The organism is Roseateles sp., assembly GCF_052436255.1.
In the GTDB taxonomy this organism is placed as follows: Bacteria; Pseudomonadota; Gammaproteobacteria; order Burkholderiales; family Burkholderiaceae_C; genus Pelomonas.
Genome location: NZ_JBQVNP010000012.1, coordinates 1 through 12,540, shown reverse-complemented (window position 1 = coordinate 12,540; position 12,540 = coordinate 1). Strand labels below are relative to the sequence as shown.

Annotated in this window: 9 protein-coding genes; 4 read left to right on the top strand and 5 right to left on the bottom strand. The window is 70.5% G+C overall.

Features of this window, described 5'->3' with window-relative positions; translation table 11 throughout:
- Nucleotides 1-69: 69 nt before the first annotated feature.
- Genes ACT6S0_RS05090 through ACT6S0_RS05080 form a run of 3 tightly spaced genes read left to right on the top strand, consistent with a single transcriptional unit; the run spans nucleotide 70 to nucleotide 2,885 of the window.
- A complete protein-coding gene (locus ACT6S0_RS05090) occupies nucleotides 70-1,035 on the top strand; it encodes a glycoside hydrolase family 43 protein (protein ID WP_444762811.1) in 966 nt (321 codons plus the stop codon).
- Nucleotides 1,032-1,901 carry a hypothetical protein gene (locus ACT6S0_RS05085; protein WP_444762810.1) on the top strand — a complete coding sequence of 290 codons (870 nt, stop codon included), beginning with the start codon at nucleotides 1,032-1,034 and terminating at the stop codon, nucleotides 1,899-1,901. The genes ACT6S0_RS05090 and ACT6S0_RS05085 overlap by 4 nt, the downstream gene beginning before the upstream one ends.
- A gap of 36 nt (nucleotides 1,902-1,937) precedes the next feature.
- Complete coding sequence (locus tag ACT6S0_RS05080) at nucleotides 1,938-2,885, top strand: peptidylprolyl isomerase (RefSeq protein ID WP_444762809.1); 948 nt, start codon at nucleotides 1,938-1,940, stop codon at nucleotides 2,883-2,885.
- Here ACT6S0_RS05080 and feoB read toward each other — a convergent pair.
- From feoB to ACT6S0_RS05055, 5 genes are all read right to left on the bottom strand, one after another.
- Nucleotides 2,870-4,741: a ferrous iron transporter B gene (gene feoB / locus ACT6S0_RS05075; RefSeq protein WP_444762808.1), complete on the bottom strand. Its 1,872-nt coding sequence runs from the start codon at nucleotides 4,739-4,741 to the stop codon at nucleotides 2,870-2,872. The genes ACT6S0_RS05080 and feoB overlap by 16 nt on opposite strands.
- Complete coding sequence (locus tag ACT6S0_RS05070; protein ID WP_444762807.1) at nucleotides 4,734-4,994, bottom strand: FeoA family protein; 261 nt, start codon at nucleotides 4,992-4,994, stop codon at nucleotides 4,734-4,736. Before ACT6S0_RS05070 ends, feoB begins: the two co-directional genes overlap by 8 nt.
- 82 nt (nucleotides 4,995-5,076) lie before the next feature.
- Entirely contained in the window at nucleotides 5,077-8,853 is a 3,777-nt protein-coding gene (locus tag ACT6S0_RS05065) for a response regulator (RefSeq protein ID WP_444762806.1), read from the bottom strand.
- 28 nt (nucleotides 8,854-8,881) lie between these two features.
- On the bottom strand, nucleotides 8,882-10,126 hold the full coding sequence (locus tag ACT6S0_RS05060) for an urea ABC transporter substrate-binding protein (RefSeq protein WP_444762805.1): 1,245 nt from the start codon (nucleotides 10,124-10,126) through the stop codon (nucleotides 8,882-8,884).
- Nucleotides 10,126-11,292, bottom strand: coding sequence for a response regulator (locus ACT6S0_RS05055; protein ID WP_444762804.1), 1,167 nt, complete (start codon nucleotides 11,290-11,292; stop codon nucleotides 10,126-10,128). Before ACT6S0_RS05055 ends, ACT6S0_RS05060 begins: the two co-directional genes overlap by 1 nt.
- 139 nt (nucleotides 11,293-11,431) lie before the next feature.
- On the opposite strand from ACT6S0_RS05055, the gene ACT6S0_RS05050 reads away from it, so the two are divergent.
- On the top strand, nucleotides 11,432-12,540 hold a 1,109-nt coding region (locus ACT6S0_RS05050), incomplete at its 3' end, for an ATP-binding protein (protein WP_444762803.1).

The following is a 12,540-nucleotide window of genomic DNA, read 5'->3' as shown; positions in this document are numbered from 1 at the left end:
CGAAGTAGTCATGTTTAATCTATTCAGGCTGCACGACGAGGCGGCCGGCAACTCGAACGGAGACAACCCATGTTCCTGACCCTGAAGCGCTTGGTGCGCTTTGCCACCGGCTGCGCTCTCGCCGCCGGCCTGGCCTCCAGCCATGCCGCGCCATGGGCGCTGACCGGCTCCCTCGGCACCCACGACCCGCACATCTACAAGACCAGCTCGACCTGGTGGGTGTTCGAGACCACCGACAACGGCGGCATCGCCGTCAAGTACTCCAGCAACGGTACCGCCTGGACGCAGGGCGGCCCCATCTTCAGCAACGGCCTGGCATGGTGGAAGACCTATCTGCCCGCTGACAAGACCGCCATGGTCTGGGCGCCCGGCTGCGGCGAGTACAACGGCCTGGGCTATTGCTACTACGCCGTCTCCAGCTTCGGCTCGCAGAAGTCGGCCATCGGCCTGACGACGTCGGCCGGCGGCATCGCGGCAGGCCAGTGGGTGGACCAGGGCGCCATCCTGACCTCCAAGTCCGGCGACGGCTTCAACGCCATCGACCCGGCCTTCGTGGTGGCCGCCAATGGCGACCCCTACCTGGTGTTTGGCTCGTTCTGGAACGGCATCTACATCACCCGCGTCAGCAAGGTGAACCTCAAGCCGCCCACCGGCGGCCTGGTCAACATCGCCCGCGACACGGTCAACGGCATCGAGAACGGCTTCGTCGTGCGCCGCGGCAGCTGGTACTACCTGTTCGCGTCCAAGGGTGCCTGCTGCAAGGGTGCGAACAGCACCTACTACATCACCGTCGGACGTTCGACCTCCATCACCGGCCCTTATGCCGACAAGGCCGGCAAGTCCATGATGTCCGGAGGGGGCACCGTGCTGGCCACCAGCGGCAGCCGCTTCAAGGGCCCGGGCGGTCAATCCTTGCTGGCCGACGGCTCGGTGATGGCCTGGCATGCCTACGATGCGCAGAACAACGGCGCGCCGGTGCTCTTCATCGGCAACGTGACCTGGGGTTCGGACGGATGGCCGCAAGCGGTCTGGTGAGCGCGCCGCCCGCCGCACTGGCCCTCGGCCTGGCGCTGCTGGCCTGGGCGTGGTGGGGGCAGCCGACGACACGGGTCGAGCCCGCCGGTCCGGCTGCCGTCGCCACGCCAGCCCCTGCGTTGACGACGGTTGAAACGCCACGCCCAGCCATGCCTGCCATGGCGGCGGCAGCCCAGCCGGCCCCCGTGGACCTGACCGGCTTGCTGGCTGCACCGGAGGCCGCGCTGCGGGCCAGCGTGCATGCCGCGCTGGCGGCTCGCCTCGACGGTGGGCGCCTGTATGCCCGTGCGCTTGCGCGGCGCTGTGCACTGCTGGCCGGCCTGCCCGCGCCCGAGCGGCCGCCCGACGCCAACGATGCCCGCCACCAGCGTGCCGTCGCCCGCCAGGCTGCGCTGGCCGCCGGCTGCGGCCAGTTCGCGAATGCGGAGTGGCTGGCCCTGGTCAACATCGCGCCCGACGAGGCGCCGGCCGTCGACCCGCTGCTGGCCGTGCAGCAGTCCGACCACGACGACGCCGCGTTGCTGCAGGCCGTGTTCGCGCGGCCCGACGCCTTGTTGCTCGACGAACTCGGCGAGCGCCTGCTGCGGCGCCGCATGGCCGGTGAGCCGACGCTGTACTTCGACGGCCAGCGCTTCGACAGCGAGGCCGACCGCGCCACGGCATCCGCCGCGCTGCGCCTGCTGCCCTGCCACTTCGGCCTGGCCTGCGATGAGCGCGACCCCGAGGTCTGGCTGGCCTGCCTGCGCGGCGACGGCTGCACGGGCTCGCGCTTCGACCAGGAGGCCGCCGCCGCGCACGCGCTGGCAGTCCGCGTGGCCGCGGCGTTACGGGCGCGCGAGCTGGGCCGCTTCGTGCCGCCATCCTGAGCCTGCGGCGCACGGGCGCCGTTAAGCTCGGCGCCCATGAGAAACCTTGCCCTGATGCTGGCGCTGGCCGGCCTGTTGTCCACCGCCACCGCCGCGCCGCCCAAGAAGCAGCCGGCGGCGCCCAAGAAGACGGCGCAGCAGATCCTCGCCGCCTCGCCCGCCAGCGACTGGCGCGCGCTGGACCCGCAGAACACGCTGCTGATGGAACTTGCCTCAGGCCAGGTCATCATCGAGCTGGCCCCCCGCTTCGCACCCGCCCACGCCGCCAACATCCGCGCGCTGGCCCGTGGCGGCTACTGGGACGGCCTGGCCGTCGTGCGGGTGCAGGACAACTTCGTCACCCAATGGGGCGACCCCGACGGCGAGGACGCGACCAAGGCCAAGGCACTGCCGGCCGGCGCCAGCGCCAAGCTGCCGGCCGAGTTCTCGGTGCCGCTGGACCGCATCGGCAAGGGCGCCGGCTTTGCCAGGCTGCCCGACCCGGACGGCTGGGCGCCGCGCACCGGCTTCGTGCAGGGCTTTCCGGTGGCCGCCGACCCCAAGACCGGCAAGGCCTGGCTGGCGCATTGCTACGGCATGGTCGGGGCCGGCCGCGGCGATGCGGTGGATTCGAGCAACGGCGCCGAGCTTTATGTGGTCATCGGCCAGGCGCCGCGCGGGCTGGACCTGAACATCACCCTCGTCGGTCGCGTGCTCAAAGGCATGGAGCTGCTGTCCGCCCTGCCCCGTGGCACGGCCGCCATGGGCTTCTACGACAAGCCCGAACAGCGCACCGGCATCCAGCGCGTGCGCCTGCTGGCCGAAGTGCCGGTGCCCGAGCGGCCGGCCCTGCAGGTGCTGAAGACCGAGTCCAAGACCTGGACGCAGTTGCTGGACGCGCGCCGCTACCGCAGCGGCTGGTTCGTGCACAGCCCGGGCCACATCGAGATTTGCAGCGCCTCCGTACCGACGCGCGCCGCGACGGCCGCTCAGCCGCCGAGGTAGAGCGCCGTCCGGTAGGTGATGAACGACGCCAGATAGGCCAGCCCGAACAAATAGCCCGCCACGATCAGCGGCATTTTGTAGCCGCCGGTCTCGCGCTTGATGGCCGCCAGCGTCGCGATGCATTGCGGCGCAAATACATACCAGGCCAGCAGCGACAGGGCCGTCGCCAGGCTCCAGCTCTGGGCGATCAGCGGCATCAGGGCCACCGCCGTGTCGTCGCCCGTGGCCGACAGCGCATACACCGTGCCCAGCGCGCTGACGGCGACTTCGCGCGCGGCAAGACCCGGCACCAGGGCCAGGCTGATCTGCCAGTTGAAGCCGATGGGCTCGAAGATCGTGGCCAGCCCGGCGCCGAGGTAGCCGGCGATGCTGTACTGGATCGGTGCGCCCGTGGCGCCTTCCGGCGCGCCGGGAAAGCTCGACAGCAGCCACAGCGCCAGCGTCAGCACGAGGATGATGCCGCCCACGCGCTGGATGAAAATGACGGCGCGCTGCCACAGGCCGATGGCGATGGAGCGCGGGTGCGGCCAGTGGTAGCTCGGCAGCTCCATCATCAACGGACGCACCAGCCGGCCGCTGCGGGTGAAGCGCTTGAGCGCCCAGGCGACGGTCATGGCGCCGACGATGCCGGCCAGGTAGAGCCCGAACAACACCAGCCCTTGCAGCTCGAAGCCGCCGACCTCGCGACTGGGGATGAAGGCGCCGATCAGCAGTGCATAGACCGGCAGGCGTGCCGAGCAGGTCATCAGCGGCGCGATCATGATGGTGACCAGGCGGTCGCGCGGGTTCGCGATGGAGCGCGTAGCCATCACGCCGGGAATGGCGCAGGCGAAGCTGGACAGCAACGGGATGAAGCTGCGCCCCGACAGGCCGACGCTGCCCATCAGGCGGTCGAGCAGCAGCGCCGCACGCGGCAGATAGCCCGACTCCTCCAACACCAGGATGAAGAAGAACAGGATCAGGATCTGCGGCAGGAAGACCAGCACACCGCCGGCGCCGGCAATGATGCCGTCGACGATGAGGCTGCGAAACCAGCCTGCGGGGATGAAGTGGCCGACCTGCTCGCCCAGCCAGGCCATGCCGCCCTCGATGAGGCCCATGGGCGCCTCGGCCCAGGAGAACACCGCCTGGAAGAGCAGGAACAGCAGCACGGCCAGGATGCCCGAGCCCGCCACCGGGTGCATCAGCAGGCGGTCAACACGGTCACCGGGCAGCGTGGGCAACTCTTCATCCAGGTCCAGCGTGCGCAGCAAGGTCTTGACGGTGGCATGGTCATCCACCGGCGGCTCCGCGCTCGCGGCCAGGGGCGGGGCTTGCCAGACCTCGGGCCGGTCCAGCACGGCGCGCAGTTCGTCCAAGCCTTCCCTGTGGATGGCCACGGTGCGCACGACCGGCAGGCCCAGCTGGGCACCCAGCGCGGCGGGCTCGATCTTGAGCCCGCGTCGGGCGGCAAGGTCGGCCATGTTGAGTGCGACGACCACCGGCAGGCCCAGGCGGCGCACCGCCAGCAGCAGGCGCAGGTTGCGGCGCAGGTTGGTCGCGTCGAGCACGCAGACCACCAGGTCGGGGCGCTTCTCGCCGTGGGCGCGGCCGGCCAGCACGTCGCAGGTGACACGCTCGTCGGGCGAGCGCGGGTGCAGGCTGTAGGTGCCGGGCAGGTCCAGCAGCCGCAGCGTCTTGCCGGCGGCAGTGACCAGCCGGCCTTCCTTGCGCTCGACGGTCACGCCGGCGTAATTGGCGACCTTCTGGTGGCTGCCGGTCAGCCCGTTGAACAGGGCCGTCTTGCCGCAGTTGGGGTTGCCGACAAGGGCGACGAGCTTGCCACCGCGGTGCACATGAACGACCGCCTCAACCATTGCGCGGTGTCACGGTGATGCATTCAGCCTCGGCATGCCTCAACGCGAACGTCGACTGACCGACGCGCACGACCAGGTTGGCCGTCGGCCGGGCGCCGTTGCGCAGCACGCGCACGGCTTCGCCTGGCAAGAAACCCAGGTCAGCCAGCCAGCCAGCCCATTCCGGCGAATGCGCGGGCGCGCGGACCTGGTTGACCGTCAGCGCCTGCCCGGCGGGGGCGGCGGCGAGGCTGGATTGCAGCGGCTCGGACATGGATTGGGATCGACGGGCACGCCGCTTTGATGAGAATGATTCTCATTGTACGCAGCCAAGCCGTGGGAACGGTACTTGCCGGTCAGCGGGGGTTGAGCCGGTCCAGCAGTTGGTCGCAAGCCTTCAGGGCCTTGGCGAAATCCAGACGCGCGACCGCAGCCGACAGCAGCGCCAGGTCAGCGCCGAGCAGGTGGGCGTGCTGGGTGGTCAGTTCTTCACAGAGGGCCACCGAACGCATATTGCGTTCCACCAGCAGCAGGCGCAGGCCGCGCAGCGCCTCCAACGGGGCCACCGCCTCGGCCTTGGGCGGCGCAGGCGTGGCAGCTGGCATCGCACCGGCCAGCGCGGCGAGGCTGTCGTCCAGCAAGCCCTGCAATGCGCTCACGTCGACCGGGCCAAGTTCAGCGCTCTCTCGCAACGACCGTTCCTGTTGGCCGGCCAGCTCGGCCAGCGCGGTCGCGCCGACGGCGCCGGCCAGGCCGCGCAGCGTGTGCAGCACGCGCATCGCGTCGGCAATCCTTTGCGCTTGCAGATGCCGCTGCAGCGCTTCGATCTCGACCGGCGCATCCTGGGAAAAAGACTTCACCAGCCGCTCGTACAGCGCCTGACGGCCACCCAGACGCTGCAGCGCGGCCTCGCGGTCGAGCCGTGCTGGCTGTGACCGCGGCGCGCCGGCCGGTGCGGGCGGCCGCGCAGCCAACGGGTCGACATGGCGCCGCAGGCAGGCGACCAGCTGCTCCAGATCCACCGGCTTGGCGACGTGGTCGCGCATGCCCGCGGCCAGGCAGGCCTGGCGGTCAGCGTCCATCGCGTTGGCCGTCATCGCGATGACCAGGCTGCGTGGTCGGCGCGCCAGGATGCGCTGCGTGGCCTCGAAACCGTCAATGTCGGGCATCTGCAGGTCCATCAGCACGGCGTCATAGGCAGGCTCGGTGACCAGGGCCAGGTGGGCGCCTTCCACGCCGCCGCCGGCCAGCGTGACGACGGCGCCCTCGCCCTCGAGCAGTTCCTGGGCCACCTGCTGGTTGAAGCCGTTGTCCTCGACGACCAGCAGGCGCATGCCGGCCAGGCGCGGTTCGGCCGGCGCCGCGGGCCGCGTTGCCGTCGGTACGGCGCGCATGGCCTCCGCCACGGCGTCGTGCAGCATCGACGCGGTCACCGGCTTGACGAGATAGCCGCCCAGGCTCTGGATGTCCTGCTCGCTGCGTTCGGCCAGCAGCTCCCGGCCATGGGCCGTGACCATGATGATGACCGGCGCATCGGACTCGTGGCTGTCGCGGATGCGGCGCGAGGTTTCCCAGCCGTCCAGCCCGGGCATGCGCCAGTCCATCAGGATGAGCTGGTAGTGCGGCTCGCCACGCTCGGCCGCGAGGTGCACCATGGACAGGGCCTGCTCGCCGCTGGCCGCCATGTCGCAATCCCAGCCCAGACTGGTGCCGATGCCCTGCAGCACCTCGCGCGCCATCGGGTTGTCGTCGACGATGAGGACCTTGAGCCCGCGTTGCGCGGTGTCGGGTTCGCCGGTGGGTTCTTCCGCAGCCTCCATCTGCAGCTCGAAATGAAAGCGGCTGCCCTCGCCGACACGGCTGTCCACGCGCAGTTCGCCGCCCATCAATGCCACCAGCCGGCGGCTGATGGCCAGGCCCAGGCCGGTGCCCCCATACCGCCGCGAGGTCGACTGCTCGGCCTGGCTGAAGCCGACGAAGATGTGCTGCAGCTTGTCGGCCGGGATGCCGATGCCGGTGTCGCTCACTTCGAACCGCAACCTGACCCGGCCGCCGGCCTCAGCCAGCAGCGCCAGGCCGATGACGACCTCGCCGCGCTCGGTGAACTTCAACGCATTGCCGGCCAGGTTGAGCAGCCCCTGCCGCAGCCGCGTCGAATCGCCAATCAGCGCGCCGGGCAGGCGCGGGTCCAGGCGGAACAGCACCTCGACATCCTTGGTGCCGATACTGGCCGACAGGATGACGGCCAGCTCGCGCATGAAGTCGCTCAGCTCGAAGCGGTGCGGGTCCAGCTCCATCTTGCCGGCCTCGACCTTGGAGAAGTCCAGCACGTCGTTGATGACCGCCAGCAGGGCCTGCGCCGCCGTGCGGGCCTTGCTGGCGTAGTCGAGCTGGCGCGGCGACAGCTCGGTGCGCAGCAGCAGGTTGAGCATCCCCAGGGCGCCGCTCATCGGCGTGCGGATCTCGTGGCTCATGTTGGCCAGGAAATCGCTCTTGGCCTGGCTGGCCGCCTCGGCCGCCACGCGCGCCCGCACCAGCTCCACCTCGGCGCGATGACGCTCGGTCACGTCGACCAGCATCTGCACCATGTTGACCAAGCGGCCGCGCCGGTCGCGGATGGCGCTGGCACTGCCGTCGACAAACAACTCGCCGCCGCCTGGCAGGGCAAAGCCGCGTTCGAAGCGGACATGCTCCACCCGCGCACCGGACAGGCGGGCCAGCTCGCCACCCAGCACGCGGCCAGGCCGGAAGTCCGGCAGGTCGGCCAGCCTGGCGCCACGCAGCTCGCCGGCCTCGCGGCAGAGCATGGCGGTCAGCGCCTGATTGACGTCGAGGACGACGCCCTGCGCATCGCAAAGCGCGATGCCGACCTGGGCACGCTCGAACACGCCGCGGAAACGTTGCTCGCTGTCGTTGAGCGCGCGCGTGCGCTGCTCGACGCGTGCCTCCAGCAACTGCCGCTCGACGACGAGCTGGTCGGTCATGCGGTTGAAGCCACGCGCCAGCTCACGGAACTCGGCAAAGCCGCAGACCGGCGCGCGCTCGTCGAGCTTGCCGCCGGCGATGCGCGCCACCGCGCCGCCCAGCATCTCGACCGGCTCGACGATGCGGCGCCCGAGCAGCAGGCCCAGGCCCAGGGCCAGCAGCAGCGCCAGCCCGAGCGCCAGCGCCAGGCGGTCGCGCAGCGCATGCGCCGGCGCGAACGCCTCGGCGGTACCGATGTTGACCGAGATGCCCCAGTCCAGCGCCGGCAGGTGGCGCCACGATGCGATGACGTCGACGCCGGCATAGTCGCGCGCCGGGCCGCTGCCGCTTTCGCCGCGCAGGCCCCGCAAGGCCGGTGGCACCACCGGCGCGGACAGGTCCAATGCGCCGCTCAGCGTCTGGCTCGGCGCCCGCTTGAGGTCGTTGATGAAGACCGCGCGGTCGCCATCGCGCCGCACCAGCACCGTTTCGCCGGTCAGCGCCAGGCCCGAGCGTTCGGTGGCCACGCGCAGCAGCCGGTCCAGGTCCAGCTGCAGCACGACACTGCCGAGCACTCGGTGACCGTCGACCACGGGATGGGCCAGGAACAACGTCACCGGGCCGTGCCCACGCAGGCGCTGTGCTGGCGACAGCTGCGGTTGCAGATGGCCGATGGCGCGGCGGTGCGCGGCCAGCAGTTCGCTGCCCTCGAAGTCGCCGCCGTCAAGCCGGGCCAGTTCGGGTGTCGAGCCGCCCGGGGGCTTTATCGCGAAGCTGATGCGGCCATCGGGCTGTACCAGCATCAGGTTGAGGTATTTGCCCGTGTCGTAGACCCGCTCGAAGAAGGCGAGGCTGCCGGCCGGGGCCCGGGTGCTGACCGCATCGCCGCGCTGCACGAGCAGGTCGCGTGTGTTGACGGACTGGCCAACGAGGCGGCCGTCGACCTGGACCTCGTTGAGGTACTCGTTGATCTCGTGCACCTTCTTGCGCGAGATGGCGACGAGGCCCTCGGTCACCGTCTCGTGCAGGCTGCGCTCGAAGCTGCCGAGCTGCCACAGCCCCACCAGCCCAAGCGGCAGCATGGACAGCAGGATGAAACCCAGCAGCAGCGCCGGGCCCACGCGCCAGGCGCGGCGCGACGACTCGGCGGTTGGCGCGGCGGGGTTCACGGCGCGGCCCCCATCGTCCTCATGCTCCTCACGGCCTCGCATCGGCGCGCGCCAGCGCGGCCTTCCAATGCGCCTGGGACCGGAACGCCGGCCACGGCTCAGGCCGTATGTGGCCCGGCAGCAAGAAGACCTCGCTGAGCTGGCCGCCGGGCTGGGCCTGGGCGATGCGCAGCTGGCGCCACAGGTGGCGCGTGCGGCTGTCCACCGCAGCAAAGCCCTGCGGCGCCGAGACGGTCTGCTGCAGCACGTTGGCATTGACCGTTTCGGTCTGCGCGCTGCCCACCTCGCGCACCGCGGCCGCCCAGAGCAGCACGCTCACATAGGCCGACACCGCCGGGTCGCTGGCTTGCGCGGCTTGGCCCTGGCTGCGCTGCAGGCGTGCCAGGAAAGCCTGGTTGGCCGGCCCGGGCTGGCTCTGCAGATAGCCCCAGGCCGTGAAGTGCCGGTCCAGCCGCCCGCCGCCAAAGGCCTGCATCTCGGGCTCGGCGGCGCGGAAGGACAGCAGCGGCAGGTCGGTCAACGCCGCGGCGACCAGCGCGTCGAAGAAGGCCCCGTTGCTCAGGCCACTGACCGTGCTGAGGACGACATCGGGCTGCAGCCTCTGCAGGTCATCGATGACGGCCGACATGTCCGTGCCAGCCTGCGGCACGAAGCGCTCACCGAGCACCTCGCCGCCGCCGAGGGCGATGAAGTCGCGCAACACGGCGTGCACGCGCCTAGGGTAGAGGCCGTCGGTGCCGACCAGATAGACACGCCGGCCAAATCCCTGCAGCGCCCAGGCGGCCGCGGGCAACACTTGCTGGTTGGGCGTCGGGCCGGTGTAGATGATGTGCCGAGACTGCTCCATGCCTTCATGCGCCAGCGGGTAGAAGAGCAGGTGCCGGTGCGTCTCGACGACGGGCTTGACGGCCAGGCGGCAGGCCGAAGACCAGCAGCCGAACAAGGCGACGGCGCGGTCGGTCGAGATGAGTCGCTCCGCCGCGGCTGCGGCGACGCGCGGGTCGCCGCGCGTGTCCTCGATCTTCAGCTCGACGCGGCGGCCCAGCAGCCCCCCGCTGGCGTTGATCTCGTCGGTGGCCATTTTGACCACAGCGACCAGCGGCGCCTCGGTCCGCGCCATCGGGCCGCTGAGCGCCTGCAACAGGCCGATGACGATGGGACCGCGGGCGGCTTCGGCCGAGGGCCTTTGTGCCAGATAAATCGCCAGCCCCGCGGCCAGTGCCAGCAGCAGGCCACCCAGCAGCGCCAGTCGGGTGCGCAGCGGCACCCGCATCAGCCCACCGCGCGCCGCGCCTCGGGCGAAATGAGTGGCAAGGTCAGCCTGACGGTCGTGCCCAGCCCGGGCGTGGATTCGACCTGGATCTGGCCGCCCAGGGCAAAGGTGACCAGGTTGCGCACGATGTAGAGCCCCGGCTCGCTGCGGCTGCTGCTGAAGCGCGTCGAGAAGAAGGGGTCGAACACGCGACCCAGCATGCCGGGCGGGATGCCAACGCCGTGGTCCTGCACGGTGACGACGAGCTGGTCGGTGCCCAGCGGGCGCACGCGCAGGCGGACTTCGCCGCCGGCCTCGCGATAGGCGTGCTTGATGGCGTTCTGGATCAGCGTGGTCAGCACCTTGGCCAGTGCGCCGCGGAAGCTCAACAGATGCAGGTCATCCATGACGTCGAGCTCGCATGTGACCTTGTGGGTGTCGAGGGCGGGCGCCAGGCTGGCCACGACCTCGTGCACCAGCTCCAGCAGCGAGAAGCTGCGGCGCTGGTCGCCGAAGTTGTCGGCCGTGGACTGCAGGAAGGAGTCGACGATGGACAGCGTGCGCTGCAGGTTGGACAGCACCAGGCCGACGCTCTCCTCGCTGACGCGCAGATGCTTGTCCAGGTCGCTGCGCCTGATGTTGCTGGTGCCCGCCAGGCCGCGCAGGTGGGCCAGGTCGTCCTGCAGCGTGCAGGCCGAGATCAGGGCATTGCCCAGCGGCGAGCTGAGCTCCTGGGCAATGCCGGCGATGGTGCGGCCCACCGAGGCGAGTTTGTCGCGTTGGAAGAGTTCTATCTGCGAGCGCGCGAAGCTTTCCGAGGCGAGCTTGAGCGCTAGCTGCGTGCGCACCCGTGCCTTCACGACGACGTCGACGAAGGGCTTGGGGATGTAGTCGACCGCGCCATGCGCAAAACCCTGGGCCTCGTCGGTGGCGCTGCCCTGCACGGTGACGAAGATGACGGGAACACCGCGCGTGCGCGGATCGGCCTTGAGGCGGTCGCAGACTTCGTAGCCGCTCATCGCGGGCATCAGCACGTCGAGCAGGATCAGGTCGGGCAGTTGCTGGGCGCAGTAAGCCAGCGCCTCGGCGCCGCTGGTGGCCATGGAGACCTCGCATTCGTCCACCAGCAATTGATACAGCGCGTGGATGTTGCTCGGCTGGTCGTCGACGACAAGGATGAGAGGCATGGCGGATCAGGATACCCGCTGGCCCATGCGGCATGGCAGAGGTCGTCCCGGGGCTTTCCCCAGGGCGTGGGAGGGCAATCCGGCGCACATTCGCCCTTTGGCGCGCAACCATAATTGGCCAGCTCTCACACCACCGCCCATGCACCAGCGCACGCTCACGCTCGGCCTTCTCTGGGTTGCCATGGCGGCGCTGCTCGCGCTGCTGGCCCTGCTCTGGAGCCTGCGCAGCGCAGGCGGCCCGTCCGTCGACGCGGCCCTCGTCCTCACCGTCCTGTTGTTGCCGCTGCCGCTGCTGTGCGTCTTCATGCTGCGCCGGCATGTCGATGACAGCCGGGCGCTGATCGCCAGCACCCAGGCCGCCACCGACGCCAGGACCCGCTTCCTCGCCCAGATCAGCCACGAGATCCGCACGCCGATGAACACCGTCATGGGCATGACACAGCTGGCGTTGCAGACCCCGCTGACGGCCGAGCAGCGCGACCTGCTCACCAAGGCCGACGCGGCCTCGCGCATGTTGCTCAGCCTCATCAACGACGCGCTGGACGTGTCCAAGATCGAAGCCGGCCAGATGGAGATCGAATCCCAGCCGTTGCGGCTGGAGGACGTCGTCGCCCAGGCGATCGAGCTGGTGCGCCCGGTGCACGCGAACCCCGACGTCGCGCTGATCTGTGACTGGGCCGACGCCAGCCTGCTGGGCGCGCGCGGCCAGCTGCGCGGCGACGCGCTGCGGCTGCAGCAGGTGCTGGTCAACCTGTTGTCCAACGCACTCAAGTTCACGCCGGCCGGCGAGGTGCGGCTGCGCCTGGCCACCCACCCCGGCGACACCCAGGGCCGCGTGCCGCTGAGCATCACCGTGCAGGACAGCGGCGTCGGCATGAGCGCAGAACAGCTTGATGCGCTGTTCAGCGAGCTCCGGCAGGGTGACGCCTCCATCCCGCGGCGCTACGGCGGCCCGGGCCTGGGGCTGGCCATCACGCGCCGCCTCGTCGAGCTGATGGGCGGCAGCCTGGATGTGCAGAGCCAGCCCGGCCGCGGCAGCAGTTTCGAGATCCGCCTGGCCCTGCCGCTGGACCCGGGCGGTACGCCGCCGCCGGCTCTGGAGCCCGTGCGCCTGCTGCTGGCCAAGGCGCGCGCCGACAGCCGCGAGGCCACGCTGGCCCTGCTGCGCCATCTCGGCCTGGGGCCGGGTCTTGGCGCCAGCACCGACGTCGCCGGCACCCTCGCCGCGCTGGCCGAGGCGCGCCAGGC

Coding starts and splice junctions, on each gene's coding strand:
- ACT6S0_RS05090 (WP_444762811.1), top strand. CDS start 70: ATGTTCCTGACCCTGAAGCGCTTGGTGCGCTTTGCCACCGGCTGCGCT.
- ACT6S0_RS05080 (WP_444762809.1), top strand. CDS start 1,938: ATGAGAAACCTTGCCCTGATGCTGGCGCTGGCCGGCCTGTTGTCCACC.
- feoB (WP_444762808.1), bottom strand. CDS start 4,741: ATGGTTGAGGCGGTCGTTCATGTGCACCGCGGTGGCAAGCTCGTCGCC.
- ACT6S0_RS05070 (WP_444762807.1), bottom strand. CDS start 4,994: ATGTCCGAGCCGCTGCAATCCAGCCTCGCCGCCGCCCCCGCCGGGCAG.
- ACT6S0_RS05060 (WP_444762805.1), bottom strand. CDS start 10,126: ATGCGGGTGCCGCTGCGCACCCGACTGGCGCTGCTGGGTGGCCTGCTG.
- ACT6S0_RS05055 (WP_444762804.1), bottom strand. CDS start 11,292: ATGCCTCTCATCCTTGTCGTCGACGACCAGCCGAGCAACATCCACGCG.